Here is a 26,074-nt window from a genome sequence, read left to right as displayed (position 1 = left end):
CCGGGGGCCGTCCCCGACCCCACCCCCTTTCCCACCCCGCGCTCCCGACTCCACACACTCCGCGCGGCGCCCCCCCGCCCCCCCCCGGCCGGCCCCCCGACCAGGTACGAAGGGGCAGTACCAGCACCGTGAGGGACACACGAGAAAGCCGGCTGCTGCTCATCCTGCTGGTGGCCGTCGCCTTCGCACTCGTCACCGTGGACATCAAGGGCGGTGAGAGCTCCCCCCTCGGCGGTGCCCGACACGCCGCCGCCAGCGTCCTCGGCCCGGTCGAGCGCGGCGCCGCCACCGTCGTCGACCCGGTCGCCGACACCGTCCGGGCCTTCCGCGACGCCGCCTCCAACAACGGCCGCACCGACGAGCTCGCCCGCGAGAACACCGAACTGCGGCAGAAGCTCGCCTCCTCCGACATGGCCACCGGGCGCACCAAGCAGCTCGACGACCTGCTGCGCACCGCCGGCGCCGGCGGCTACACCGTCAAGGCCGCCCAGGTCATCGCGATCGGCCCGGCCCAGGGCTTCTCCTGGACCATCACCATCGACGCCGGCAGCGACGACGGCCTCACCCGCGACATGACGGTGATCAACGGTCAGGGCCTGGTCGGCCGGATCACCACCGTCGCCCCGACCACCGCCACCGTGCTGCTCGCCTCCGACCCCGGCTTCTCGGCCGGCACCCGACTGGAGGCCTCCGGCGAGATCGGCTTCGCCTCCGGCGGCGGCACCAGCCCGATGAAGGTCTCGCTGCTCAACGGCAAGGCCCAGGTCAAGGCCGGCGACCGGCTGGTCACCTTCGGCTCGCAGAGCGGCCGCCCGTTCGTGCCCGGCGTGCCGGTCGGCAAGGTCGTCGAGGTCGAGGCCACCCCGGGCCAGCTGACCAAGACCATCCTGGTCGAGCCCTTCGTCCAGTTCACCCGGCTGGACCTGGTCGGCGTGGTGGTCGTGCCGCCGCGCGCCGACCCGCGCGACGCCGTCCTGCCGCCGGCCCCGGCCCAGACCCCGGCCGCGCCCGCCGCCCCGCCCGCCAAGCCCACTGGGGGGAACTGAGCCATGCGCCTCGCCCGCATCCCCGTCTCCGCCGGCCTGATCCTGCTCGGCCTGATCCTCCAGGTCAGCGTCTTCGGACGGCTCCAGCTCCCGGGGGCCACCCCGGACATACTGCTGCTCGTCGTGGTCGGCCTGGCCATGGTCTACGGGCCGTCCGGCGGCTGCGTGGTCGGCTTCTCGGCCGGCCTGCTGGCCGACCTCGCGCCGCCCTCCGACCACGCGATCGGCCGCTACGCGCTGGTGCTCTGCCTGATGGGCTACGCCGCCGGGCTGCTGCGCCCGGACCACGGCCGCCAGCGGTCGGTGTCCAGCGCGCTGATGGTGGTGGCCGCCGCGGCGGTCGCCTCCACCCTGCTGTACGCGATGGTCGGCGCCCTGGTCGGCGACACCGCGGCCCGGCACGTCGGCCTCGGCGGCCTGGTGGTCAGCGCCCTGCTGTACGACGTGCTGCTGGCGCCGTTCGTGGTGCCGCTGGTGATGCTGGTCGGCCGCCGCTTCGGGCGCGACCCGGTGACCGCGGCCACCGATGACGACCAGGGCGGCTCCGGCCTGGGCACGCTGGCCCGCTACCGCACCACGCGCGAGGCCTCGTCCGGCCCGTCCTACAAGAAGCGGCGCATGCCCGGCTTCGTCCGGCGCCCGTAACCGGCCCGGCCCCCGACCTCCCGACTTCCCGCATCCTGGAGCGCACGAGACGTGAGCAACATCCCCGAGACCGGCCGTACCCGGCGGGTGACGATCCGTCTGGTGGTGCTGCAGATCCTGGTCCTGTCGCTGCTCGCCACCCTCGGCGGACGGCTGTGGTACCTGCAGATCCGCAACGCCAGCGTCTACACCGCCAAGGCGACCGGCAACCACATCCGCGAGGTGGTCGAACCGGCCGTCCGCGGCGAGATCCTGGACGCCTCCGGGCGGATCCTGGCCGGCAACGAGGCCCGGCTGGTGGTCTCGGTCAGCCGCACCTCGCTGCTGCAGCAGAAGGACGGCGGCAAGGCGGTGCTCGGCCGGCTGGCCGAGGTGCTGGGGATGCCCGCCAAGGACGTGCAGGAGAAGACCCGGCTCTGCGACGCCAAGACCCCGCAGCCCTGCTGGAACGGCTCGCCCTACCAGCCGATCCCGGTCACCAAGGAGGCGACCACCCAGCAGGCGATGCAGATAATGGAGCGCCGCGAGGACTTCCCCGGGGTCACCGCGCAGCCCACCGCCGTGCGCCGCTACACCGGCGCCGAGGGCGCCAACATGGCGCAGGTGCTCGGCTACCTCTCGCCGGTCACCGACGAGGAGGTCAGCAAGACCGCCTCCAAGGCCGGCCTGGACCGCTACCTGCCGGCCGACCAGATCGGCCGGGCCGGCCTGGAGTCGGTGTACGACCGCGACCTGCGCGGCACCGCCGGCATCACCCAGCTGGAGGTGGACAACCTCGGCCGGGTGATCGGCACCGCCGGCACCGCCGCCCCGCAGACCGGCAACAACCTGGTCACCAGCATCGACGCCCGGGTGCAGAAGGTGGTCGAGGACAACCTGGCGCAGGCCATGGCCGACGCCCGGAAGACCTTCGACAAGGTCACCAACCGCAACTACGAGGCCGACTCCGGCGCCGCCGTGGTGATGGACGTCCACACCGGCCGGATCGTCGCGATGTCCAGTGCGCCGACCTACGACCCCAACCTCTGGGTGGGCGGCATCACCGGCAAGGACTACCAGTCGCTGACCAGCAAGGACTCCAACTTCCCGCTGCTGAACCGGGCCATACAGGGTCAGTCCGCCCCCGGCTCGACCTTCAAGGTCGTCTCCACCACCGCCGCCGTCGAGGCCGGCTACTCGCTGGACGGGACGTACGCGTGCCCGAAGAGCATGACCATCGGCGGCCGCGAGTTCAAGAACTTCGAGAGCGAGAACTTCGGCTCCATCTCCCTGGAGAAGGCGCTGGAGGTCTCCTGCGACACCGTCTTCTACGGCCTGGCGTACGACCAGTGGATGAAGGACGGCGGCATCAAGCCGAAGAAGGAGCCGGGCGACTGGTTCTTCAAGACCGCCCACCAGTTCGGCCTCGGCGCCAAGACCGGCATCGACCTGCCCAGCGAGGTCACCGGCCGGGTGCCGGACCGGCAGTGGAAGCAGTCCTTCTACGACAACAACAAGGACGCCTGGTGCGCGCAGGCGCAGAAGGGCGGCACCAGCTTCTCCGACCAGATTGCCAAGGAGAACTGCGTCGACGGCTACCAGATGCGCGCCGGTGACGCCGTCAACTTCGCGATCGGCCAGGGCGACACGCTCGTCACCCCGGTCCAGATGGCCCGGATCTACTCGGCCCTGGCCAACGGCGGCACCTTCTACCGGCCGACCATCGCCAAGGCGGTGATAAGCCCGAGCGGGGACCTCGTCCGCGAGATCGCCCCGCACGAGGACGGCAAGTTCCCCGGCTCCCAGAAGCTGCTGAGCTACATCGACCAGGCCACCGCGGGCGTCATCACCGGCGGTACCGCCGCCTGGAAGTTCTCCGGCGCCGGCTGGCCGCAGAACAAGATCGAGCTGCACGCCAAGACCGGCACCGCCGAGGTCGAGGGCAAGCAGACCACCTCCTGGCTGACCACGTACAGCAAGGACTACGCGGTCGTCATGACGATAAGCCAGGGCGGCACCGGCTCCGGCGGCTCCGGCGACGCGGTTCGCCGGATCTACCAGGCGCTGTACGGCGTCGACGACAAGGGCAACATCGACAACGGCAAGGCGCTGCTGCCCGCGCCGCAGGCCGAACTGCCGAAGTTCAACCCGGACGGCACCGCGATCATCAAGCCGGCGGCCTACACCGTCGACACCGCCAACACCGCCAACGCCGCCAACACCGCCAACACCATCGACACCGTCGGCCCGGTGCAGGCCGTCGCGGGCCCGGGCCTCCTGGCGTCGCCGGACCAGGCGCAGGGTCTGCCCGGCCCGGCGCCGGCCTTCCTGGAACAGGTGCCGGGCGAACCCGCCCCGGCCTCGGCCTTCCTGGACCCGGCGCAGCCGAACGACCGGCCCGCCCCGGGCACCGCGGCCGACGCCGCACTCGAACCGAACCGCGGCCCGGGAAGGGGGCGGGCATGACCTCCTACGGCTCCTACCGGCAACTGCGGCTGAGCCCGCAACGCAGCGGGGTCTCCAAGGCCCTGGCCAAGGACTCCCCGCTGTGGCGGCTGGACTGGATACTGCTGCTCGCCGCGCTGGCCCTGTCGCTCGGCAGCTCCCTGCTGGTCTGGTCGGCCACCCGCGGCCGGGACTCGCTCACCCACGGCGACCCGCAGTACTTCCTGTACCGGCACCTGACCAACCTGGTCGTCGGGCTGGTGCTGTGCTCGGTGGTGATAGGGATAGGGAGCCGGCGCTTCCGCACCCTCGTGCCGTTCCTGTACATCGGCGTGATCCTGATGCTGCTCGCCACGCTCAGCCCGCTGGGCTCGACCATCAACGGCGCGCACTCCTGGATCCAGCTGGGCGGCGGCTTCTCCATCCAGCCCGCCGAGTTCGCGAAGCTCGGGATCGTGCTGGCGATGGCGGTCGTGCTGTCCGACCAGGTGGACGCGGGGGAGCGGGAGTACCCCTCGCACCGGGCGGTGTTCCGCGGCCTGGTCTGGGCCTTCCTGCCGATGTGCGTCGTGCTGCTGATGCCGGACGCCGGCTCGGTGATGGTGATGGCCGCGATCGTGCTGGGCATCCTGCTCGGCTCGGGGGCGGCCAACCGCTGGGTGCTCGGGCTGCTGGTGGCGGGCACCGGCGGGTGCGTGGCGATCTGGAAGCTCGGGGTGCTGAGCAAGTACCAGATCGACCGCTTCGCGGCCTTCGCCAACCCGCAGCTGGACCCCTCCGGCGTCGGCTACAACACCGCGCAGGCCCGGATCGCGATCGGTTCGGGCGGGCTGACCGGCAAGGGGCTGTTCCACGGGACGCAGACCACCGGGCAGTTCGTGCCGGAGCAGCAGACCGACTTCGTGTTCACGGTGGCCGGTGAGGAACTGGGCTTCGTCGGGGCGCTGGCGATCATCCTGCTGGTCGGCGTGGTGCTGTGGCGGGCCTGCCGGATCGCCCGGCAGGCGACCGACCTGTACGGGACGATCGTGGCCGCGGGGATCATCGCCTGGTTCTCCTTCCAGGCCTTCGAGAACATCGGGATGTGCCTGGGCATCATGCCGGTGGCGGGCATCCCGCTGCCGTTCGTCTCCTACGGGGGGTCGTCGATGTTCGCGGTCTGGATCGCGATCGGGCTGCTCCAGGCGGTCCGCAGCCAGCGGCCGATAGCGGCCTGAGCGGACTGTCCGTCCACGCGTTCGTCGGTCGAGGGCCGGCCCGGGAATTTCTCGGGTCGGCCCTTGGTGTTTTTCAACTGGGCGCTGTGGGTGGGTAGTTGTTGCCCGGTTGCGGCGGGCTGTGGCCCCGGTCAGAGCAGGCAGTCGGCGGCGGTGAGCGCCGCGCGGACCTGGTGGGCCAGCTGCTCCTGGACCGGCACCCAGCGGGCACCGAAGCGGTGGTGCAGCTGACCCAGGCTCTCGGTGACGATGTCGCGGGCCCGGCCCCGGGCCGCCGCCACGGTCGGACCGCCGCTGTCCGCCAGCAGCCGCAGCACCGTCGACGCCACCCGCAGCGGGATCCGGGCCGCGACGATCCCGGCGGTGGTCACCCGGGACACCGTGAGCGGCTCGGCGCACCAGCGGGCCAGCCACTCCTGGGCCACCGACGGGCAGAACTCCAGGGTGAACCCGGCCGCGCGCACCAGTGCGCCGTGCGCCGCCCGGGTGTGCGCGGGCACGTGGGCCAGCAGCCCGGAGAGCTCCTCGGCGCGCTCGCGCAGCGTCCGGGCCGCGGCGCCGACCGCCCGGTCCGCCGCCGGGTGCGGACGGCCGTCGCCGACCGCGTCCACGGCCCACATCGGCACCTCCAGCACGGCCGTCACCCCGCCGTGGCGGCCGGCGTACGACCAGGTGGACAGCTCCGGCTCGTCCGGCAGCGCCCGTGACCGGCCGGCGCCGTCCGCCGAGGGCATCAGATAGGTGCCGGGGAAGGGGCTGGCCCAGCCGACCGCGTCGAAGGGGTCGACGTCCAGCGGGATGCCGGCCCGGCGCACCGAGGAGGCGAAGAGTTCGGGTAGCCCGGGCACCGGAGCGGTCAGCTGGATGAAGGCGCCGCCGAAGTCCACCCCGTGCATCGAGCACTGCAGGAACGGGCGCAGCTCGTCGATCAGGCCGGTCAGCGCCAGGCTCTCCGGCATCGGGGGCCGGCCCGCGTCGGCGGCCGGCAGCAGTTCGGGCTGCTCCTCGAACGAGGGGCGGAAGAAGTGCTCGTAGTGCCGGCGCATGGTGAGCGGCCCGTCCAGCCAGCCCGCGTTGAGCGCGGCGCCGTCCGGGTCCAGGCAGAGCAGCAGATGCCAGGACAGGCCGGGCCGGGTGGGGCGCGCCAGCAGCACCTCGGCCAGCCGCAGGGCGCCGGCCGTGCCGATCGGCTCGTTGGGGTGCGGGCCGCCGACGACCAGCACCGCGCGCGGGCCCCGGTCGACGGACAGCAGCAGCAGCGGGCGCCCGGCCCGCGAGCGGCCCACCTCGCGCAGCCGGCACCGCTCCGGGTGGCGCAGCGCGAGCCGCCGGGCCGCGGCCTCGGCCTGGGTCGGCGCGGGGTAGCGGGCCGCCCGGCTGCCGAGGGGCCGGGGCGGGCGGACCCGCCGGTCGGTGTCGGTCATGGCTCTCCTAGGGCGTGTCCCCTGGGGTGTGTTCGCGCGGCCGCCCGGCTCGTCGGGCCGTCGGGCCGCCGGGGCGCGCGGGGGCGCCGACGGACGCGGCCTGCGGGGCCGGGGGCGGGGCCCTGCGCGCCGGGGACGGGTCGCCGGGGGGAGTCGGCGAGGGGGTCGAGCGTACGGCCCAACTCCCTTGTCCGGAAGGGGTGCAGAGGTCTCTGGCGGGGCCCTGTCAGTACCGCATGGGTGGTCCGGGCATGTCAACGGCGGACGGCGCCGGGCGGCGGGCGCGCACTGCGCGTGCCGGGGCGGGCCGGACCGGGGCGGCCGCGCCGGAGCGCGGGCGGGTGCCCGGCCCGGGCGGGGGGTGAGCCCGGGGGTGAGCCAGCGGGCCTTTCCCCGGATTGGGCTACCCTTGAGGGTCACCCCTCCCCGCCGTCGCCTGCCGATGCGCGCGGCACCGAATCACGTCGTAAGGGTTCCTAGTACATGACTGTCGAATCGGTCTTCCCACGCCTGGAGGCCCTCCTCCCGCACGTCCAGAAGCCGATCCAGTACGTCGGCGGCGAGCTCAACTCGACCGTCAAGGACTGGGACGCCTGCGACGTCCACTGGGCGCTGATGTACCCCGACGCCTACGAGGTCGGCCTGCCCAACCAGGGCGTCATGATCCTCTACGAGGTGCTCAACGAGCGCGAGGGCGTGCTCGCCGAGCGCACCTACAGCGTCTGGCCGGACCTCGAAGCGCTGATGCGCGAGCACGACGTCCCGCAGTTCACCGTGGACGCGCACCGCCCGGTGAAGGCCTTCGACGTGTTCGGCCTGTCGTTCTCCACCGAGCTCGGCTACACCAACATGCTGACCGCGCTCGACCTGGCCGGCATCCCGCTGGAGGCCAAGGACCGCACCGACGAGGACCCGATCGTCCTGGCCGGCGGCCACGCCGCGTTCAACCCCGAGCCGATCGCGGACTTCATCGACTGCGCGGTGGTCGGCGACGGCGAGCAGGCCGTGCTCGACATCACCGAGCTCGTCCGCGGCTGGAAGGCCGAGGGCCGCCCGGGCGGACGCGACGAGCTGCTGCTGCGCCTCGCCCGTACCGGCGGGGTGTACGTGCCGAAGTTCTACGACGTGGAGTACCTGGCCGACGGCCGGATCGGCCGCGTCGTGCCGAACGCCCCGGGCGTGCCGTGGCGGGTGTCCAAGCACACCGTGATGGACCTCGACGAGTGGCCCTACCCGAAGCAGCCGCTCGTCCCGCTCGCGGAGACCGTGCACGAGCGGATGTCCGTGGAGATCTTCCGCGGCTGCACCCGCGGCTGCCGCTTCTGCCAGGCCGGCATGATCACGCGCCCCGTGCGGGAGCGAAGCATCACCGGCATCGGCGAGATGGTGGAGCGCGGGCTGAAGGCGACCGGGTTCGAGGAGGTGGGCCTGCTGTCGCTGTCCAGCGCCGACCACACCGAGATCGGGGACATCGCCAAGGGCCTGGCCGACCGCTACAGCGACGACAAGATCGGCCTGTCGCTGCCGTCCACCCGCGTCGACGCCTTCAACATCGACCTCGCCAACGAGCTGTCCCGCAACGGCCGTCGCTCGGGCCTCACCTTCGCCCCCGAGGGCGGCAGCGAGCGCATGCGCAAGGTGATCAACAAGATGGTGTCGGAGGAGGACCTGATCCGCACCGTCGCCACCGCCTACGGCAACGGCTGGCGCCAGGTGAAGCTGTACTTCATGTGCGGCCTGCCCACCGAGACCGACGAGGACGTGCTCCAGATCGGCGCGATGGCGAAGAACGTCATCCAGAAGGGCCGCGAGGTCACCGGCCAGAACGACATCCGCTGCACCGTCTCCATCGGCGGGTTCGTGCCCAAGCCGCACACCCCGTTCCAGTGGGCCCCGCAGCTGTCCGCCGAGGCCACCGACGCCCGGCTGGCCAAGCTGCGCGACTCGATCCGCGGCGACCGCAAGTACGGCAAGAACATCGGCTACCGCTACCACGACGGCAAGCCCGGCATCGTCGAGGGCCTGCTGTCCCGCGGCGACCGCCGCATCGGCGCCGTCATCCGCGCCGTCTACGAGGACGGCGGCCGCTTCGACGGCTGGCGCGAGCACTTCTCCTACGACCGCTGGATGGCCTCCGCCGAGAAGGGCCTGGCCGGCACCGGCGTCGACGTCGACTGGTACACCACCCGCGAGCGCACCTACGAGGAGGTGCTGCCCTGGGACCACCTGGACAGCGGCCTCGACAAGGACTGGCTCTGGGAGGACTGGCAGGACGCCCTGGAGGAGGTCGAGGTCGACGACTGCCGTTGGACCCCGTGCTTCGATTGCGGCGTGTGCCCGCAGATGGACCTCAAGATCCAGATCGGTCCCACCGGGAAGAAGCTGCTGCCGCTGGCCGTGGTCAACGGGGCTGCCCCGCAGGGCTAGTTGATGGTGCGGGTGGTACGGATGGCGCGGATCGGGCGGGTCCGGGCCGCGTGACGTGCTCGAAGTGACGGATGGAGCCCTCCCCGGGAATCGGGGAGGGCTCCATGCGTTCGCCGAGCGGACGGCGGCCGGGGACGTCGGGGGGCGGCTGACCAGGGGCGGGACGAGGGGGGTGGCGGGGCGCGTACCCTTTGAGGTGACAGAGTCCGGACAGCGGCGGCAGCCGTCGCGCCGGACGGGGACAACTGACTAAGGACTGAGCGACCCTGGCACGCCGTACGCCCGACGGTCCTCCGCCCGCGCCGACGGTGCAGCGGATCCGTCTCCGCTACACCAAGCGCGGCCGGCTCCGCTTCACCAGCCACCGCGACTTCCAGCGCGCTTTCGAGCGCGCCCTGCGCCGGTCCTCCGTGCCGATGGCCTATTCGGCCGGCTTCACCCCGCACCCGAAGGTGTCCTACGCCAACGCGGCCCCGACCGGGGTGGCGAGCGAGGCGGAGTACCTGGAGATCGGCCTGGCCGCCCTCCGTGACCCGGAGGAACTGCGGGCACAGCTGGACGAGTCGCTGCCGACCGGACTGGACGTGATCGACGCGGTCGAGGTCCGGACGCCGAACTTCGTGGAGCGCCTGGAGGCCTCCGAGTGGCTGGTCCGGCTGGACGGCGTCGAGCCGCAGGAGGCCGCCCGCGCGGTCGCGGTGTTCCTCGCCGCCGAGCGGGTCGAGGTCGAACGCGTGACCAAGAACGGCGTGCGGGTCTTCGACGCGCGCGGTCCGGTGGCGGCGCTCGAGATCGCCGCGCCGCAGGTCGTCGACGGTGCGGACACGGCGGCCGAAGCGGACCGCGATGTTCGGACCGGCCGTCCCTGTGCGATACTGCGCCTGGTAGTACGACACGCCACACCAGCCGTACGACCCGACGACGTATTGTCCGGTCTCCGTGTGACGGCCGACCTGGCGCCGCCGGTCCCCGCAGAGGTGACCAGGCTGGCGCAGGGGCCGCTCGACGAGGAGTCCGGCACGGTGACCGACCCGCTGGCGCTCGACCGCGCCGCGGCCCCGGCCGGCTGACAGCCGCCGGGGTGCGCGGGGCCGCGTCCGCCTGACGGGCGGAGGCCGGGTCCAGTGCCTCACTGGGCCCGACGGTCCTCCAGGTTCCCGCGGCTCCCCAGGGGAGCGAGCGTCGTCGCAGCACAGGCCGGCCACCTGAGGCCCGCCGACCAGGACGGTCGGTGGGCCCGGGAACCCCGTCCGGGAGCCACCCGGGGTTGGGGAACGGCGCAGCTTGGGAAAACCTCAGAAGACTGGTCAGACCAGAAGACTTTCGACACCCCGCCGTGCGGCGGGGCGCCGAGCGAGACTACGAGCCCCTGTGCGGCCTCGCGTCCGCGCGGCGGCACCGTGAAAGGGTCCGGCCCGAGCATCCTCGCGATGCCGGCCGGCCACGGGTGCCGTGCCGTGCCCGGATGTGGAGCCCGGGGGCCTGACGGGAGATCCACCCGCATGCTCGATAACACCGATCCGCAGCAGAACGCGGCGACGGAACAGAACGAGACCGCCCCGACCGGCGGCGAAGGCACCTCCGCGGCGCCGCCGCGCCGCCGTCGCCGTGCGGTGTCCCGCCCGGCGGGCACCCCGCAGGGTGCGGCCGCCGAGACGGCCGAGACGGTCGTCCAGGCCGAGGCGCCCGCCGCCGAGGCGCAGGCCGCACCGGCCGCCGAGCCGGTGGCCGAGAAGCCGGTCCGGGCCCGCCGGACCCGCAAGCGCGCCGAGGCTCCGGCCGGGACGCCGGAGACGACCCCGGTCGTGGTCACCGAGCCGGCCGCCGCCGAGGCGCCCGCCGTCGAGAAGACGACGAAGACGAGCGCGAAGGCGGCCGCGAAGCCGGTCGAGAAGGCCGCTGAGCCGGCCGCCGAGCCGGTGGCCGAGAAGCCGGTCCGGGCCCGCCGCACCCGCAAGCGCGCCGAGGCGCCCGCCGGGGCGCCCGCCGCCGCCGAGACCCCGGCCGAGGAGCCCGCTGCCGCCGCCCCGGTGGCCGAGGCCCCCGCCGCCGAGCCGGCTGCCGAGGAGGCCCCCGCCGCTCCGGCCCGCCGGGCCCGTCGCCGCCGCGTGGTCGAGGCCGCGCCGGTCGTCGAGACCCCGGTCGAGGAGCCCGCCGCCGCGGAGGAGCCCGTCGAGGAGGAGCCGGTCGAGGAGGCCGTGGCCGTCCAGCCCGCGCCGGCCGCCGAGCCGACCCACCGGGTGCGCCGCCGTGCGGTCCGCCCGTCCACCGCGATCTTCCAGGCTCCGGTGTTCCAGGAGCCCGCCGCCGCCCCGGCCGCCACCCCGGCTCCCGCCGTGCAGCCGCAGGCGCAGCAGCAGCCCGCCGCTGCCGCCCCGGCGCCGGTCGAGGCCCCGGCCGCCGCGCAGCGCGAGGAGGACGAGTTCGAGTACAGCGGCGTCGGCCGCCGCCGCCGGGTGCGCACCTCGGTGCGGGTGCAGCCGCCGAGCCGTTCGAAGGCCGCCGAGCGGAAGGCCGCCGAGCGGGCCGAGCGGGCGGAGAAGGCCGAGAAGGCCAAGGCCGTCGAGAGGGCGAAGGCCGCCGAGAAGGCGAAGCCGGTCGAGCGGGTCGTCGAGGTGCCGGTCGAGACGCCCGTCGTCGAGGCCCCCGTCGCCGGTCCGGAGCCCGAGGGCGAGTGGGAGGACGACCGTCCGTCGCGCCGTCGCCGTCGGGGCGGCCGCCGTCGTCGCCGTGGCGAGGCCGAGGAGTTCGAGGCCGAGGCCGTCGAGACCGGGCAGTCCGTCGTCGAGGAGCCGGCCGCGGACGTCGAGGAGGACGTCGAGGACGACGACGACCTGGCCGCCGGCCTGTCCTCGTCCCGCCGTCGTCGCCGTCGTCGCCGCCGCAGCGGTGAGGCCGGTGCCGTCGAGACCGCCGAGACCACCGAGGACGGGGTCCGCACGGTGGTGAAGGTGCGCGAGCCGCGCCGCCGTTCCACCGAGCCGTCCTTCGACCCGGACGAGGTGCAGTCAATCAAGGGCTCGACCCGTCTGGAGGCGAAGAAGCAGCGTCGCCGCGAGGGCCGCGAGCTGGGCCGCCGCCGGGTGCCGATCATCACCGAGGCCGAGTTCCTGGCCCGCCGCGAGTCGGTCGAGCGCGTCATGGTGGTGCGCCAGAACGGCCAGCGGACCCAGATCGGCGTCCTCGAGGACGGCGTGCTGGTCGAGCACTACGTCAACAAGGAGCAGGCCACCTCGTACGTCGGCAACGTCTACCTGGGCAAGGTCCAGAACGTGCTGCCGTCGATGGAGGCCGCCTTCGTCGACATCGGCAAGGGCCGCAACGCCGTGCTGTACGCCGGCGAGGTCAACTTCGGTGCGCTGGGCCACGGTGGCCCGCGCCGGATCGAGTCGGTGCTGAAGTCCGGCCAGTCCGTGCTGGTGCAGGTCTCCAAGGACCCGATCGGCCACAAGGGCGCCCGCCTGACCAGCCAGATCTCGCTGCCCGGCCGCTACCTGGTCTACGTGCCCGAGGGCTCGATGACCGGCATCTCGCGCAAGCTCCCCGAGAACGAGCGCGCCCGCCTGAAGCAGATCCTCAAGAAGATCGTCCCGGACGACGCGGGCGTCATCGTGCGCACCGCCGCCGAGGGCGCCTCCGAGGAGGAGCTGACCCGCGACGTCCAGCGGCTGCAGCAGCAGTGGGAGGACATCCAGAAGAAGGCCGCGACCGGCAACGCCCCCGCGCTGCTGTACGGCGAGCCGGACATGACCGTCCGGGTCGTCCGCGACATCTTCAACGAGGACTTCACCAAGGTCATCGTCTCCGGCGACGAGGCGTGGAGCACCATCCACGACTACGTCTCCAACGTGGCCCCGGACCTCGCCGGGCGGCTCCAGCGGTGGACCTCCGAGGTGGACGTGTTCGCCACCTACCGGATCGACGAGCAGCTGATGAAGGCGCTGGACCGCAAGGTCTGGCTGCCCAGCGGCGGTTCGCTGGTGATCGACCGCACCGAGGCGATGGTCGTCATCGACGTCAACACCGGGAAGTTCGTCGGCCAGGGCGGCAACCTGGAGGAGACGGTCACCCGTAACAACATCGAGGCGGCCGAGGAGATCGTGCGCCAGCTGCGGCTGCGCGACCTCGGCGGCATCATCGTGATCGACTTCATCGACATGGTGCTGGAGTCCAACCGGGACCTGGTGCTGCGCCGCCTGCTGGAGTGCCTGGGCCGGGACCGGACCAAGCACCAGGTGGCCGAGGTCACCTCGCTGGGCCTGGTCCAGATGACCCGCAAGCGGGTCGGCCAGGGCCTGCTGGAGTCCTTCTCCGAGCCGTGCGTGCACTGCAACGGCCGCGGCGTGATCGTTCACATGGAGCAGCCGAGCGCCCACGTCCACACCCCGGCCGTGTCGGCCGAGGCGGCCGCGGGCAGCAGCAAGCGCCGTCGTCGGGGCAAGGGCGGGGCGGCCGCCGAGGAGCCGCAGGCCGTCGAGGCCGCGGTGGCCGAGGTGGTCGTCGAGGGCGAGCCGGTGCGCGAGGAGATCGAGGGCCAGCTGGCCCTGGAGGTCCCGGGCGTCGAGGCGGAGGCCGTCGAGGAGGCCCCGGCCGTCCAGCCGGACCTGGTCGAGATCCCCGCCGCCGCCGCGGCGGCTCCGGCCGGCCGCACCCGCCGCCGCGCGGTCCGCAAGGCGACGGCTCCGGCCGGGGCGCCGGGCGAGGCCGAGATCGTGGTGCTCCAGGCGCGGGCCGACGCGGCGCTGGAGGCGGCCCTGGAGGCTGCCACCCCGGCCGCCCCGGCCGTGGTGACCCCCGAGGCCGTCGAGGCCGTGGAGGCCGTCGTCGAGGCGCCCGCGGAGGAGGCCCCGGCCGTCGAGACCGTGGAGGCCGTCGTCGAGGCCCCGGCAAAGGAGGCCCCGGCCGCCGAGGCCGAGGCCGAGGCCGAGGAGCCGTCCGCGGAGGAGGCTCCGGCGCCCAAGAAGCGGGCCGCCCGCAAGACCGCCGCGAAGAAGACCGCCGCCAAGAAGACGACCACGGCGGCCAAGAAGACCACCGCCCGCAAGACCGCGACCAAGCGGACGAGCGCGGCGGCCAAGAAGGCGGCGGCCGCCGAAGGTGATACGGCGGCCGAGTAGTGCCCACGCGCCCGGGGCGGGAGCCTTCCCGCCCCGGGCCGTACGGGCCGGTTTGCCCCCCGGGCGGCCGGTCCGTATTCTTGACCCTCGGCGTGTCTACGCCACACGCTCCCGAGCACATCACCTTCCCGAAGCGCCGCGTTCGCGCGGCAGCGGGCGGGGAGAGGCCCCTGTGTCCGTACCCAGGCGGCTGGCGTCGGGAGTTCCGACCGAGTAAGGAAAGCAGGTACCGCATGTACGCGATCGTTCGCGCAGGCGGCCGCCAGCACAAGGTCGCCGTCGGCGACGTGCTGGAGATCGACCGTATCGAGGCCAAGCCGGGTGACTCGGTCGAGCTCTCGACCATCCTGATCGTCGACGGCGAAGCCGTCACGTCCGACCCGTGGGTCCTGGCCGGTGTGAAGACCCACGCCGAGGTCGTCGACCAGACCAAGGGTGACAAGATCATCATCCTGCGCTACAAGAACAAGACCGGCTACCGCCGTCGCCAGGGTCACCGTCAGAAGCACACCGCGGTGCGCATCACCAGCATCGACTCGGTCAGCAAGTAAGGGGATAGCGAGATATGGCACACAAGAAGGGCGCAAGCTCTACCCGTAACGGCCGTGACTCGAACGCCCAGCGCCTCGGCGTGAAGCGCTTCGGCGGCCAGGTCGTCTCCGCCGGCGAGATCCTCGTGCGCCAGCGCGGCACCCACTTCCACCCGGGTGCGGGCGTCGGTCGCGGTGGCGACGACACCCTGTTCGCGCTGACCGCCGGTGCCGTGCAGTTCGGCACCCGCCGCGGCCGCAAGGTCGTCAACATCGTGGCCGTCGAGGCCTGAGTCACACCAGACTCACAGTGAAGGGTGGGCCGGAATGTTCCGGTCCACCCTTCATGCTTTACGCAGGTAGCAGCAGACTTTCGCACACTGGAGGCACACCATGACCACCTTCGTGGACCGCGTCGAACTTCACGTCGCCGCGGGTAACGGGGGCCACGGCTGCGCCTCCGTGCACCGGGAGAAGTTCAAGCCGCTCGGCGGCCCCGACGGCGGCAACGGCGGCGAGGGCGGCAGCGTCATCCTCACCGTCGACGCGCAGGTCACCACCCTGCTGGAGTACCACCACTCGCCCAAGCGCAAGGCCACCAACGGCAAGCCCGGCGCGGGCGGCCACCGCACCGGCGCGGACGGCGGCGACCTCGTCCTGCTGGTGCCGGACGGCACCGTGGTGCTGGACCGCAACGGCGAGGTGCTGGCCGACCTGGTCGGGCACGGCACCAGCTTCGTCGCCGCCCAGGGCGGCCGCGGCGGCCTCGGCAACTCCGCGCTGTCCTCGGCCCGACGCAAGGCGCCCGGTTTCGCGCTGCTCGGCGAGCCCGGCGAGGCCCGCGACATCGTGATGGAGCTCAAGTCCGTCGCCGACGTGGCCCTGGTGGGCTACCCGAGCGCCGGCAAGTCCTCGCTGATCTCGGTGCTCTCGGCGGCCAAGCCGAAGATCGCGGACTACCCGTTCACCACCCTGATCCCCAACCTCGGCGTGGTCACCGCCGGCGACACCGTGTACACCATCGCCGACGTGCCCGGCCTGATCCCCGGCGCCAGCCAGGGCCGCGGCCTGGGCCTGGAGTTCCTGCGGCACGTCGAGCGCTGCTCGGTGCTGGTGCACGTGCTGGACTGCGCCACCCTGGAGCCCGGCCGCGACCCGCTGACCGACCTGGAGACCATCGAGGCCGAACTGGCCGAGTACGGCGGTCTGGAGGAGCGCCCGCGCCTGGTCGCGCTCAACAAGGTGGACGTGCCGGACGGCCAGGACATCGCCGACCTCACCCGGGAGTCCCTGGAGGAGCGCGGCTACCAGGTGTTCGAGGTCTCCGCCGCCTCCCGCAAGGGCCTGCGCGAGCTGAACTTCGCGCTGGCGCAGATCGTCGCCGAGGCCCGCGCCGCCAAGCCGGTCGAGGAGTCGACCCGGATCGTGCTGCGGCCCAAGGCCGTGGACGACGAGGGCTTCACCATCACCGAGGAGGACGGCGCCTACCGCATCCGCGGCACCAAGCCGGAGCGCTGGGTCCGCCAGACCGACTTCTCCAACGACGAGGCCGTCGGCTACCTCGCCGACCGGCTGGCCCGCCTCGGCGTCGAGGACAAGCTGTGGAAGGTCGGGGCGCACGAGGGCGACACCGTCATCATCGGCCCGGACGAGAACGCCGTCGTCTTCGACTGGGAGCCGACCATGGCCGCCGGCGCCGAGATGCTCGGCCGCCGCGGTGAGGACCACCGCCTGGAGAGCCCGCGCCCGGCGGTCGACCGCCGCCGCGAGAAGCAGAAGGGCCGGGACGCGGCCGAGGCCGAGTTCCTCGCCTTCGAGGCGCTCTCCAGCACCCGCCCGGCCGCCATCGACGAGGGCGACGACGAGGAGTGACCCGGCTGGCCGGGACGCGTCCTGAGCCGGCCTGGGCGAACGGCCCCCACCACCCTCCGGGGCGGTGGGGGCCGTCCGTGTGTCCGGCCCCCGTCCGGAACTGACGGAGCGTCACTTCGCCCGGGAGGCCCGGGGCTTCAGCGGGTCGGCCGGGCCGTGCCGGCCGTCCGGACCGGCGGCCCGGCCGTGGCGGCGCCGGTCCAGCCGGTGAAACACCCTGCGGGCGACCTGCGCGGATCGCGTAGATTTCGGGGGTGACGGCCGGGCCCGGCCCGCCGCACCCGCACCACACCGGAAGGGCGTACAGCGAGATGAGCGAGGACTCACTGCGCGAGGAGGTGCTGACCGCCCGGCGGATCGTCGTCAAGGTCGGCTCCTCCTCCCTCACCACGGCGGCCGGCGGCCTGGACGCCGACCGGGTCGACGCCCTGGTGGACGCGCTGGCCAAAGTGCGCAGCCGCCCGGACGCGCCAGAGGTCGTCCTCGTCTCCTCCGGCGCCATCGCCGCCGGCCTGGCCCCGCTCGGCCTGGACCAGCGACCCAAGGACCTGGCCCGCCAGCAGGCCGCCGCCAGCGTCGGCCAGGGCCTGCTGGTCGCCCGCTACACCGCCTCCTTCGCCCGGTACGGCATCCGGGTCGGCCAGGTGCTGCTCACCGCCGAGGACGCCAGCCGGCGCGCCCACTACCGCAACGCCTACCGCACCCTCGACCAGCTGCTGGCGATGGGCGCGATGCCGATCGTCAACGAGAACGACACCGTCGCCACCGCCGAAATCAAGTTCGGGGACAACGACCGGCTGGCCGCGCTGGTCGCCCACCTGGTCCGGGCCGACCTGCTCGTGCTGCTCTCCGACGTGGACGGCCTCTACGACGGCGACCCGGCCCGGCCCGGCACCAGCCGGATCGACCAGGTGAGCGGCCCGCACGACCTCGACGGCGTCGAGATCGGCAGCGCGGGCAAGGCCGGCGTCGGCACCGGCGGCATGGTCACCAAGGTCGAGGCGGCCCGGATCGCCACCGGCGCGGGCATCCCGGTGGTGCTCACCGCCGCCAGCCAGGCCGCCGACGCGCTGGCCGGACGGCGCACCGGCACCCTGTTCCTGCGCACCGGCAGCCGCACCTCCGACCGGATGCTCTGGCTGGCCCACGCGAGCAGCCCGCGCGGCGCCCTGCACCTCGACGCGGGCGCCGTCACGGCCGTCGTCTCCGGCGGCGCCTCGCTGCTGCCCGCCGGGGTCACCAAGGTGGACGGGGAGTTCACGGCGGGTGATCCGGTGGACCTTCTTGCCGAAAACGGCCACATCGTGGCTCGCGGACTGGTCAACTTTGATGCGAGGGAGTTGCCCCGCCTGCTCGGCCGGTCCACCCGCGACCTGGCCCAGGAGTTCGGCGCCGCGTACGAGCGTGAGGTCGTCCACCGCGACGACCTGGTCGTTCTGCGCGGCTGACCGGCCGGTGTGCCGGTACCGGCCGATCGGTTGAGCGCGGTCGGCGGGCCGCTCCGTACGGGGAGTGGCCCGGCCGCGGGCGAGGAGCGGTGCAGCCGTACCGGTCGGCCGCGGGCCGGCGGGTCCGGTGCGGGGGACGACACGACATCGCCGAACAGGAGGCCGCCGGTGGAACGCAGAAGCGAGGCAACGCTGACCGCAGGGACGGCGGGCCGGCGGCTGACCAGCATCGACGGCGGACGCGGGGACGGACCCGCCGAGCCGGCCGGTCCGCCGCCGCAGGGGCCCGGCGGGACGCGCAGGCCGCGGTCGCAGCACGCGGACCCGGGGGAGCCGCCCACCGTGCCCGAGCAGGCCAGGCTCTGGCACGTGGTGCTGAGCGTGTCCGGGCAGGTCACCCCGCTGTCCTCGCTGCGCGTCTCGTTGGAGCGGCTGGCGTACGACCACTCGTTCTTCCTCACCGCCCGCTACGCCGCCGACCACGCCGAGATCCGGTACTGGGAGCAGGCCCGGGACCTGCACGACGCGGCGGCGATCGCGCTGCGGCTGTGGGGCGAGCACAAGGTCACCGCGAACCTGCCGCCGTGGGAGATCGTCGGCCTGGAGGTGGTCGACCGGGCGACGTACCACAAGCGGGTGGCGGAGGGCTTCGGCGATCCGCCGCCGCACCTGGGCGGGGTGCACCCGTACTGAGGGGGGACGCACCCGGGGTGTGGTCCCCGGAGTCGGGTGAGCCGGAGGGGAGAACCGTCTCGCCGGGTCGTCTCGCCGGGCCGTCCCGCCAGGCGAAATGGCCGCTCGGCGGGCCCTGCGCAGTCGCTACCCTTGGCGCATGACCAGCGACCTCGCCACCGCCGACAGCCCCGTCCTCGCCGTAGCGCGCCGAGCCCGGGAGGCCGCCGCCGCGCTCGCCCCGCTGCCGCGCAAGGCGAAGGACGCCGCGCTGCTGGCGATCGCGGACGCCCTGGTGGCCCGCAGCGCCGAGATCACCGCCGCCAACGCCGAGGACGTGGCCCGGGCCCGCGCGGCCGGCACCGCCGAGTCGGTGATCGACCGGCTGAGCCTCGACCACGAGCGGATCGCCGCGATCGCCTCCGACGTGCGCGACGTCGTCGGCCTGCCCGACCCGGTCGGCGAGGTGCTGCGCGGCTACACCCTGCCCAACGGCCTGGACGTGCGCCAGGTGCGGGTGCCGCTCGGCGTGGTCGGCATCATCTACGAGGCCCGGCCGAACGTCACGGTGGACGCCGCCGCGCTCTGCCTCAAGTCCGGCAACGCCGTGTTGCTGCGCGGCTCGGCCTCCGCCTACCGCTCCAACACCGCGCTGGTCGCCGTCCTGCGGGACGCGGTCGCCGCGGCCGGGCTGCCCGCCGACGCCGTCCAGCTCGTCCCGGGCGAGAGCCGGGACTCCGTCCAGGAGCTGATGCGCGCCCGCGGCCTGGTCGACGTGCTGATCCCGCGCGGCGGGGCCTCGCTGATCCGCACGGTGGTCGAGGGCTCGACCGTGCCGGTGATCGAGACCGGCACCGGCAACTGCCACGTCTACGTGGACGCGCAGACCGACCTGGCGATGGCCGTCGGCATCCTGCTGAACTCCAAGGCGCAGCGGGTCAGCGTCTGCAACGCGGCCGAGACGCTGCTCGTCCACCAGGACGTCGCGGACGCCTTCCTGCCGCTCGCGCTGGCCGCCCTCGCCGAGGCCGGGGTGACCGTGCACGGCGACGACGCGGTGCTCAAGGCCGCCGAGGGCGGCGCCGCCACCGTGGTGCCCGCCACCGACGAGGACTGGGGCGCCGAGTACCTGTCCTACGACCTGGCCGCAGCCGTGGTGCCCTCGCTGGACGCCGCCGTCGAGCACATCCGCCGCTGGTCCTCCGGCCACACCGAGGCGATCGTCACCACCTCGCAGGCCGCCGCCCGGCGCTTCACCCGGTTGGTCGACTCGACCACGGTGGCCGTCAACGCCTCCACCCGCTTCACCGACGGCGCCGAGTTCGGCTTCGGCGCGGAGATCGGCATCTCCACCCAGAAGCTGCACGCCCGCGGCCCGATGGGCCTGCCCGAGCTGACCAGCACCAAGTACATCGTCACTGGTGACGGGCACGTGCGCGGCGAGGCGACGCAGACCGTGGGCGGGGACGCGGACGCGCGCTGAGCGCGGCCCGCGCGGCGGGCCGGCCGGGCCCCGGGGCGGTCGGCAGCGGCCCGCGTCACACGTGTGACGGACCAACTGCGATGAGCCACAGACAAATCGGCCGCCCGGTAATACGCTGAATCCGTGGCTGACGATGTGGGGGGCTCGCCGTACCCCGACGGCGCCGACCACGGTGGTGCGGACGACGAGTTCGCCACCGTGGTCTTCGATGAGGCCTTCGTCCGGTCCGCCGCCGTGCACGAGCCGACGGCCAAGGAGCGGCAGCTCGCCGCCGCCGAGGCCCGGTTCGAGCCGGACACCGCGGGCCCGGTCTGGGGCTATGACGTCACCGCCGGGGACGGGCTGCCGCTGGAGCTGCGCCCGCACCCGAGCGGACTGGACGACGACCACCTGTACCCCGATCCCTGGTCGGGCCCCGGCCGGGCGACCGGCCGCCCGGGCCGGCGCCGACGCGGCTACGACCCGGGGCGCGGGCGCGGGCGGTACGTGGCCCAGCAGCGCTGGCACCGGCCGGTGGCCTGGGTGCTCGCCGTGATCATGGGCGTGAGCCTGGTGGCCGTCGCGGTCGCGGCGATCTACCAGGGCGTGGGCGGCTCCTCCGGCGCGCCCCGGCGCCCGGAGTCCGGCAGCAGCAGCCCCGGGACCGACCCGAGGCCCGCGCCGGCCGAGCCGTCGCTCGTGGTCACGGCACCTGCGGGGTGACGTCGTAGGGCGTGGCGCAGGGGTGGTGCGCGCCGGGGCGGGCGGTTGCGGGGCGTTCCCGGGAATCTGCGGTCGCACCCTCGTGGAGGGGCGAGGGCGCGCCTTACCCTGGTGTCATGGGTGACCCGCGAGAGCCTCCTGAGGGTGCGCCCGACGGTGGTTCCGGCAATGAGGACGAGTTCCGGTCCGTCGTCTTCGACGAGTCCTTCGTCCGGGCTGCCCGGATCCAGGAGCTGTCCGCCCGGGAGCGGCTGGCCGGGTCCTTCGGCCGGGCGACCCGCCCACGGGTGCGGTTCGGCCCGCTGGGCAGCGTGCCGCGGCAGGCGCTCGCCCTGCTGCTGCTCGTGCTGCTGGCCTTCGGGGCCGCGGTGTACTTCGGGGTCAGCTCGCCGAACCGGATCTCGGCCCGGCCCGAGGGCAGCCAACTGACCGTCAGCCTGGTCGCGTTGAGCCCGGCCTCGGTGGTCCGGCCGGTCGCCGACCCGGCCAACCCGTTCGCCGCGCTGCCGGTCGGGTACAGCGACGGGGCGATCGGACTGGGCACCCCGACCGGGGCCGCCACCGAGCACTTCAGCCGGGTCGAGGTGACCAAGGCGCTCGACACCGTCCAGCGCTACCTGGTGGCCTCCTCGCTGGCCCCGGCCACCCTCGTCCAGGGCGCGACCGCCGACGTGCGGGCCTTCGTCACCCCCGGGGAGCAGGCCCAGTTCGACACCAGCGTGACCCAGTCGGTCGACGACCGGCACCACGCGCTGACCGGCTGGCTGGTGCGCTTCGACCCGGCGCAGGTCGCGCTGGCCGCCGACACCGTGAAGGTGACCGGCGCGATGCGGATCGACGAGGCCGACGGCGGCACGCTGCAGATCACCACCGACCACACCTTCGTCTACGCGCTGAAGCCGGCCGGAGCCGCGGCCGGTGCGCCCGTCACCCTGGAGACCGTCCGGCGGCAGCTGACCTTCCAGTTCGACCGGGTCGACCTGGCCTCGGCCCAGCTGCGGCTGGTGGACTCGGTGATCCAGGCCGGGCCGGAGCCCTGCACCACCTCGATGGCCGGCTTCCTCCAGCCGGTGCTGGCCACCCCGCAGGGCACCCAGGTCCCGCCGCCGGCGCCGATCGATCCGGGCAACCACGCGCAGCCGGCCTGGCAGGTGTGCGGGGTGCTGGCGCCCTAGTCCCTGTCCGGGGCGCCGGCGGCGAGTGGGAGGCGGACCACCGCGCGGGCGCCCGGGCCGGGCGGCGGCGGGTCGGTGAAGGCGGCGGTGCCGTCGACGCCGCGGGCGATCGAGCGGACCAGGGCGAGGCCCAGGCCGGCGCCGCCGGCGTCGCGGGAGCGGGCGTCGTCCAGCCGGACGAACCGGTCGAAGACCCGCTCCCGGTCCTTGGGCGGGATGCCCGGGCCGTCGTCCGTGACGGTCAGCACGGCGTGCCCGTCCTCGACGGTCACCGAGACCGCGACGGCGGTGCCGGCGTGCCGGGCGGCGTTGTCGAGCAGGTTGCGCACCAGTCGGCCCAGCCGCAGCTCGCTGCCCGGGACGGGCGCGGGCTCCAGGGAGACGGCCAGGAAGGCGGGCCCGCCGGTGGACGGGTGGGCGCGTTCGGCGACCTGCTCGCCGACCAGGTCGGCGAGGTCCACCGGCTCGCCGCCGGGCGGCCCGGTGGGCTCCTCGACGGCGGCGAGCAGCAGCAGGTCGTCGGTGAGCAGTTGCAGCCGCTCGGTGTCGGTGAGCGCGTCGCGCACCACCTGCGGCCACTCCACGCCCGCCGGGTGGGCCAGCGGGACCTCCAGCGAGTTGCGCAGCGCGGCCAGCGGGCTGCGCAGCTCGTGCGAGGCGTCCGAGACCAGCCGGCGCTGCTCGTCGATCGCGTGTTCCAGGCGGCCGAGCGTGGTGTTGGTGGTCTCGGCCAGCCGTGCGATGGCGTCCCGCGAGGGCGGCACCGGGACCCGCTCGTGGAAGGCGCCGGCGCCGATCCGGGCCATGCCCCGGCGGATCGACTCCACCGGCCGCAGCGCCAGGCCGGTGACCAGCCAGGCGATCAGGGCGGTGAACAGGGTGGCGCCGGGCAGCACGTAGCGCAGCAGGATGCCGGTGATCCGGTCCTCGGCCTGGTCGGCGACGGTGGGGTTGACCAGCAGGTAGACGGTGACGCGCTGCTCCGGCAGGCCCAGGATGCCGGTGTACTGCCGCAGGGCCTGGGAGGAGACCGGGTCGGTGACCCGCTTGATCATGGTGACGTCCCGGCTGGTGAGGGAGGGGCCGTTCTCGGGCCAGTGCCACAGCCGGGTGTGGTCGGGCAGGGTGATCCGGACCTGCTCGGTGTGTGCGGGGGAGGTGTCCTGGGGGTAGGGCGGGAGGGGAGCGAAGGGTTCGGGTGGCAGGCCCGCGTACTCGCCCAGCAGGGTGCTGGGCCCGAGCCCCTTCTTGTTGGGGTAGATGGTGATGCTGGCCCGGCCGTTGGGGGATAGCGGGAAGGCCACCTGGCCGTCGGCCAGGACCAGCAGGAACGACTCCTTCAGGGTCGAGGTCCAGGTCTGGGCGCCGGTGGGTATGTCGTGGGCGACGAGCTCGGCACTGTCCTGGGCCTGCTTCTCGGCGACCGCCGTCCACTGGTCGTGGACCGCGCCGCCGACCCAGAGGGCGGCCACCGAGAAGGCCAGTACCGAGGCGAGGGCCGCGCCGAGGGCGGCGCGGACGCGGAGCGAGGAGCGGTGCCAGGGGCGCAGCAGCGGGCGGAGGCGGTCAGTGCGCATCGGGCACCAGCCGGTATCCGGCGCCGCGCACCGTCTCGATCCGGCAGCCGACGCCGGGCATGTCCAGTTTCCGCCGCAGGGCGGCGATGTAGACCTCGACGATGTTCACGTCGCCCCGGAAGGCGGCGTCCCAGACGGTGTCCAGGATGCCGCCCTTGGGGACCACCTCGCCGGGGCGGTGGGCCAGGCATTCCAGCACGGCGAACTCCTTGGTGGTGAGCCGGACCTGTCGGTCGGCGGCGGTGCAGCGGCGGGCCGCCGGGTCGATCCGCAGCGCGCCGACCGCGAGCACCGGCGGGCGGGCGGCGGCGCCGCGGCGCAGCAGGGCGCGCAGCCGGGCGGTGAGCACGATGTAGGAGAACGGCTTGCTGAGGAAGTCGTCGGCGCCGCAGTCCAGCGACTCGGCCTCGTCGTACTCGCCGTTCTTCGCGGTGAGCATCAGAATCGGTACGGAATTCCCGGCGGTGCGCAGTTCGCGGCAGACCTTGAAGCCGTTGAGGCCGGGCAGCATCAGATCGAGCACGATCGCCGAATAGGGTTCGGTGAGGGCGAGTTCGAGCCCCCGGACGCCGTCGTGGGCCAGGTCGACCGCGTATCCCTCGGCCGCCAGCCCCTGCCTCAGGGACTGCGCGAGCCGCTCCTCGTCCTCGATGATCAGTAGCCGCATGACGGACATCCTTGGGGGAATTCCACTTTCCCGCAACGGCCTTGACCGGCTTGCCCGGGATATCCGAGCTGAAGTTTTCCTCAGCTTTCCTCAGTTTCCCTTCAGTGGGGAATTCCTAGCGTCCGGGTCATGGATTTCCGACGTGTGCTGCCGTGGTCGGTGGCCGCCCTGCTCGCCCCGCTGTACGCGGCCGTCTCGCTCACCAGACACGGCCGGTTGGAGAGTGCGGGTTTCGACCTGGGCATCTTCGAGGAGGCGGTGCGCGCCTACGCCCGGTTCGAAGCACCGGTGGTCGCGCTGAAGGGCACGGGCTTCAACCTCCTGGGCGACCACTTCAGCCCGGTGCTGGCGGTGCTGGCGCCGTTCTACCGGCTCTGGCCGGGGGCGGGCACGCTGCTGGTGGCGCAGGCGGTGCTGGTGGCGCTGTCCGCGGTGCCGGTGACGGGGTACGCGGTGCGGGTGCTGGGGCCGGCGGGCGGGGCGGTCGCCGGGGTCGCGTACGGGCTGTCGGCGGGGTTGCAGAGCGCGGTGGCGTTCGACTTCCACGAGGTGGCCTTCGCGGTGCCGCTCGCGGCGGCCGCGGTGGTGGCGCTGGCCCGGGAGCGGTACGGCCCGGCGGTGGCGTGGGCGCTGCCGCTGCTGCTGGTCAAGGAGGACCAGGCGCTGCTGGTCGCGGCGGTCGGCGGCTACGTGTGGTGGCGCGGGCGGCGCCGGCTGGGGGCGGTCACCGTGCTGGCGGCGGTGGCGGCCGGGCTGCTGGTCACCCTGGTGGTGATCCCGGCGCTCAACCCGGGCGGAGAGTACACGTACGGGCACATGGGGGAGTACGGCGGCGGGAACCCGCTGGTCCGGCTGCTGTTCCCGGCGGTCAAGGCGCTGACCGTCCTGCTGCTGCTGGCGCCGACGCTGCTGCTGGCGCTGCGCTCGCCGCTGGTGCTGCTGGCGGGCGTGCTGCTGGCGGCCCGGTTCTGGGTGGACAATCCGGCGTTCTGGCGCACCGGGCAGCACTACGACGCGGTGCTGGTGCCGCTGCTGTGCACGGCGGGGCTGCACGGGGCGGGCCTGCTGTTGCCCCGGCTGTCCCGGCTGTCCCGGCTGGGCCGGGGGCTGCCGGTGGCGGCGGGGATGCTCGCCGTCACGGTGCCGCTGACCGCGACCGGCCCGGTGGCGGGCGTGCTGTCGGGGGACGCCTGGCGGGGCGACGGGCGGGCGGCGCAGGTGCGCCGGGTGCTGGCGGTCGTCCCGGACGGCGCCCGGGTGGCCGCCGCCAACCGTCTGGCGCCGCAGCTGACCGGGCGCTGCACGGTGTCGCTGTTCCCGTACCTGACGCCGCCGGGCGGGCCGGGCGGTGCGGGCGGGCCGGGCGGCTGGGGGCGCCCGGTGGCGGAGTGGGTGGCGGTGCTGGAGGAGCCGGACGGCTTCCCGGTGCCGGTGGCGGAGCAGCGGCGGTTCCTGGCCGGGCTGGTCGACGGCGGCGGGTACCGGCGGGTGGCGGACGGGGCCGGGGTGGCGGTGTACCACTGGCAGCCGGGGTAGGCCCCGGCAGGGCGGCGCGCCGGGGCCCCCCCCCCGGGGGGCCCCCCCCCCGGGCGGGGGGGGGGGGGCCGCGCGCGGGGCGCCCCCCCCCCCCCGGGGGGCGCCGCGCCCC

At 74.0% G+C, this 26,074-nt stretch carries 19 protein-coding genes; 16 read left to right on the top strand and 3 right to left on the bottom strand.

The window, feature by feature from the left end:
* The first annotated feature begins 128 nt into the window (after nucleotides 1-128).
* The 4 genes from mreC to rodA are packed head-to-tail and all read left to right on the top strand — an operon-like array spanning nucleotide 129 to nucleotide 5,332.
* Nucleotides 129-1,046: a rod shape-determining protein MreC gene (gene mreC / locus ACFV6D_RS06670; RefSeq protein ID WP_380490747.1), complete on the top strand. Its 918-nt coding sequence runs from the start codon at nucleotides 129-131 to the stop codon at nucleotides 1,044-1,046.
* Nucleotides 1,047-1,049: 3 nt separating this feature from the next.
* The gene (gene mreD, locus ACFV6D_RS06665) at nucleotides 1,050-1,691 is read left to right on the top strand and encodes a rod shape-determining protein MreD (RefSeq protein WP_063347560.1); all 642 of its coding nucleotides are present in this window, start codon (nucleotides 1,050-1,052) and stop codon (nucleotides 1,689-1,691) included.
* A gap of 51 nt (nucleotides 1,692-1,742) precedes the next feature.
* On the top strand, nucleotides 1,743-4,136 hold the full coding sequence (mrdA, locus tag ACFV6D_RS06660) for a penicillin-binding protein 2 (RefSeq protein WP_380558760.1): 2,394 nt from the start codon (nucleotides 1,743-1,745) through the stop codon (nucleotides 4,134-4,136).
* Entirely contained in the window at nucleotides 4,133-5,332 is a 1,200-nt protein-coding gene (gene rodA, locus ACFV6D_RS06655; protein ID WP_063347559.1) for a rod shape-determining protein RodA, read from the top strand. Before mrdA ends, rodA begins: the two co-directional genes overlap by 4 nt.
* A gap of 131 nt (nucleotides 5,333-5,463) precedes the next feature.
* On the opposite strand, the gene ACFV6D_RS06650 is transcribed toward rodA, so the two are convergent.
* Nucleotides 5,464-6,756, bottom strand: a complete 1,293-nt coding sequence (locus ACFV6D_RS06650) for a M14 family zinc carboxypeptidase (protein WP_380490743.1) — start codon at nucleotides 6,754-6,756, stop codon at nucleotides 5,464-5,466.
* Nucleotides 6,757-7,239: 483 nt separating this feature from the next.
* Between ACFV6D_RS06650 and ACFV6D_RS06645 the strand changes: the two genes are divergently transcribed.
* The 11 genes from ACFV6D_RS06645 to ACFV6D_RS06595 all read left to right on the top strand — a co-directional run bounded on the left by ACFV6D_RS06645 (nucleotide 7,240) and on the right by ACFV6D_RS06595 (nucleotide 22,182).
* Nucleotides 7,240-9,183: a TIGR03960 family B12-binding radical SAM protein gene (locus tag ACFV6D_RS06645; RefSeq protein WP_063347557.1), complete on the top strand. Its 1,944-nt coding sequence runs from the start codon at nucleotides 7,240-7,242 to the stop codon at nucleotides 9,181-9,183.
* 308 nt (nucleotides 9,184-9,491) lie between these two features.
* A complete protein-coding gene (locus ACFV6D_RS06640; RefSeq protein WP_063347556.1) occupies nucleotides 9,492-10,253 on the top strand; it encodes a TIGR03936 family radical SAM-associated protein in 762 nt (253 codons plus the stop codon).
* Nucleotides 10,254-10,685: 432 nt separating this feature from the next.
* Entirely contained in the window at nucleotides 10,686-14,300 is a 3,615-nt protein-coding gene (locus ACFV6D_RS06635; RefSeq protein ID WP_380558757.1) for a ribonuclease E/G, read from the top strand.
* 233 nt (nucleotides 14,301-14,533) lie between these two features.
* Nucleotides 14,534-14,851 carry a 50S ribosomal protein L21 gene (gene rplU / locus ACFV6D_RS06630; RefSeq protein WP_063347554.1) on the top strand — a complete coding sequence of 106 codons (318 nt, stop codon included), beginning with the start codon at nucleotides 14,534-14,536 and terminating at the stop codon, nucleotides 14,849-14,851.
* Between the two features lie 14 nt (nucleotides 14,852-14,865).
* On the top strand, nucleotides 14,866-15,123 hold the full coding sequence (gene rpmA, locus ACFV6D_RS06625) for a 50S ribosomal protein L27 (RefSeq protein WP_030309712.1): 258 nt from the start codon (nucleotides 14,866-14,868) through the stop codon (nucleotides 15,121-15,123).
* 100 nt (nucleotides 15,124-15,223) lie between these two features.
* Entirely contained in the window at nucleotides 15,224-16,702 is a 1,479-nt protein-coding gene (obgE, locus tag ACFV6D_RS06620; protein WP_063347553.1) for a GTPase ObgE, read from the top strand.
* A 311-nt stretch (nucleotides 16,703-17,013) separates the two neighbouring features.
* The gene (gene proB / locus ACFV6D_RS06615; protein WP_063347552.1) at nucleotides 17,014-18,150 is read left to right on the top strand and encodes a glutamate 5-kinase; all 1,137 of its coding nucleotides are present in this window, start codon (nucleotides 17,014-17,016) and stop codon (nucleotides 18,148-18,150) included.
* Nucleotides 18,151-18,318: 168 nt separating this feature from the next.
* Nucleotides 18,319-18,843, top strand: a complete 525-nt coding sequence (locus ACFV6D_RS06610) for a hypothetical protein (RefSeq protein ID WP_363369892.1) — start codon at nucleotides 18,319-18,321, stop codon at nucleotides 18,841-18,843.
* Nucleotides 18,844-18,982: 139 nt separating this feature from the next.
* On the top strand, nucleotides 18,983-20,305 hold the full coding sequence (locus ACFV6D_RS06605) for a glutamate-5-semialdehyde dehydrogenase (RefSeq protein ID WP_063347550.1): 1,323 nt from the start codon (nucleotides 18,983-18,985) through the stop codon (nucleotides 20,303-20,305).
* Nucleotides 20,306-20,428: 123 nt separating this feature from the next.
* A complete protein-coding gene (locus tag ACFV6D_RS06600; protein WP_063347549.1) occupies nucleotides 20,429-21,007 on the top strand; it encodes a hypothetical protein in 579 nt (192 codons plus the stop codon).
* A gap of 116 nt (nucleotides 21,008-21,123) precedes the next feature.
* A complete protein-coding gene (locus ACFV6D_RS06595; protein WP_063347548.1) occupies nucleotides 21,124-22,182 on the top strand; it encodes a hypothetical protein in 1,059 nt (352 codons plus the stop codon).
* Here ACFV6D_RS06595 and ACFV6D_RS06590 read toward each other — a convergent pair.
* Both ACFV6D_RS06590 and ACFV6D_RS06585 read right to left on the bottom strand, forming a co-directional pair.
* Entirely contained in the window at nucleotides 22,179-23,759 is a 1,581-nt protein-coding gene (locus ACFV6D_RS06590; RefSeq protein WP_380558754.1) for a sensor histidine kinase, read from the bottom strand. The two genes, ACFV6D_RS06595 and ACFV6D_RS06590, sit on opposite strands and share 4 nt — an antisense overlap.
* Nucleotides 23,749-24,426: a response regulator transcription factor gene (locus ACFV6D_RS06585; RefSeq protein ID WP_380558751.1), complete on the bottom strand. Its 678-nt coding sequence runs from the start codon at nucleotides 24,424-24,426 to the stop codon at nucleotides 23,749-23,751. Before ACFV6D_RS06585 ends, ACFV6D_RS06590 begins: the two co-directional genes overlap by 11 nt.
* Before the next feature lie 129 nt (nucleotides 24,427-24,555).
* Here ACFV6D_RS06585 and ACFV6D_RS06580 point away from each other — a divergent pair, with 129 nt between their 5' ends.
* A complete protein-coding gene (locus tag ACFV6D_RS06580; RefSeq protein ID WP_380558748.1) occupies nucleotides 24,556-25,962 on the top strand; it encodes a DUF2079 domain-containing protein in 1,407 nt (468 codons plus the stop codon).
* The last annotated feature ends 112 nt before the right edge of the window (nucleotides 25,963-26,074 follow it).

Source organism: Kitasatospora sp. NPDC059812 (genome assembly GCF_042732075.1).
Lineage (GTDB): Bacteria > Actinomycetota > Actinomycetes > Streptomycetales > Streptomycetaceae > Kitasatospora.
This window is presented reverse-complemented; position numbering and strand designations above follow the sequence as displayed.

What these genes read in the sequence shown, in the direction of transcription:
- rodA (WP_063347559.1), top strand. Translation starts at nt 4,133, where the DNA reads ATGACCTCCTACGGCTCCTACCGGCAACTGCGGCTGAGCCCGCAACGC.
- rplU (WP_063347554.1), top strand. Translation starts at nt 14,534, where the DNA reads ATGTACGCGATCGTTCGCGCAGGCGGCCGCCAGCACAAGGTCGCCGTC.
- ACFV6D_RS06645 (WP_063347557.1), top strand. Translation starts at nt 7,240, where the DNA reads ATGACTGTCGAATCGGTCTTCCCACGCCTGGAGGCCCTCCTCCCGCAC.
- mreD (WP_063347560.1), top strand. Translation starts at nt 1,050, where the DNA reads ATGCGCCTCGCCCGCATCCCCGTCTCCGCCGGCCTGATCCTGCTCGGC.
- ACFV6D_RS06605 (WP_063347550.1), top strand. Translation starts at nt 18,983, where the DNA reads ATGACCAGCGACCTCGCCACCGCCGACAGCCCCGTCCTCGCCGTAGCG.
- ACFV6D_RS06635 (WP_380558757.1), top strand. Translation starts at nt 10,686, where the DNA reads ATGCTCGATAACACCGATCCGCAGCAGAACGCGGCGACGGAACAGAAC.
- ACFV6D_RS06585 (WP_380558751.1), bottom strand. Translation starts at nt 24,426, where the DNA reads ATGCGGCTACTGATCATCGAGGACGAGGAGCGGCTCGCGCAGTCCCTG.
- rpmA (WP_030309712.1), top strand. Translation starts at nt 14,866, where the DNA reads ATGGCACACAAGAAGGGCGCAAGCTCTACCCGTAACGGCCGTGACTCG.
- ACFV6D_RS06590 (WP_380558754.1), bottom strand. Translation starts at nt 23,759, where the DNA reads ATGCGCACTGACCGCCTCCGCCCGCTGCTGCGCCCCTGGCACCGCTCC.
- obgE (WP_063347553.1), top strand. Translation starts at nt 15,224, where the DNA reads ATGACCACCTTCGTGGACCGCGTCGAACTTCACGTCGCCGCGGGTAAC.
- proB (WP_063347552.1), top strand. Translation starts at nt 17,014, where the DNA reads ATGAGCGAGGACTCACTGCGCGAGGAGGTGCTGACCGCCCGGCGGATC.
- ACFV6D_RS06650 (WP_380490743.1), bottom strand. Translation starts at nt 6,756, where the DNA reads ATGACCGACACCGACCGGCGGGTCCGCCCGCCCCGGCCCCTCGGCAGC.
- ACFV6D_RS06580 (WP_380558748.1), top strand. Translation starts at nt 24,556, where the DNA reads ATGGATTTCCGACGTGTGCTGCCGTGGTCGGTGGCCGCCCTGCTCGCC.
- ACFV6D_RS06595 (WP_063347548.1), top strand. Translation starts at nt 21,124, where the DNA reads ATGGGTGACCCGCGAGAGCCTCCTGAGGGTGCGCCCGACGGTGGTTCC.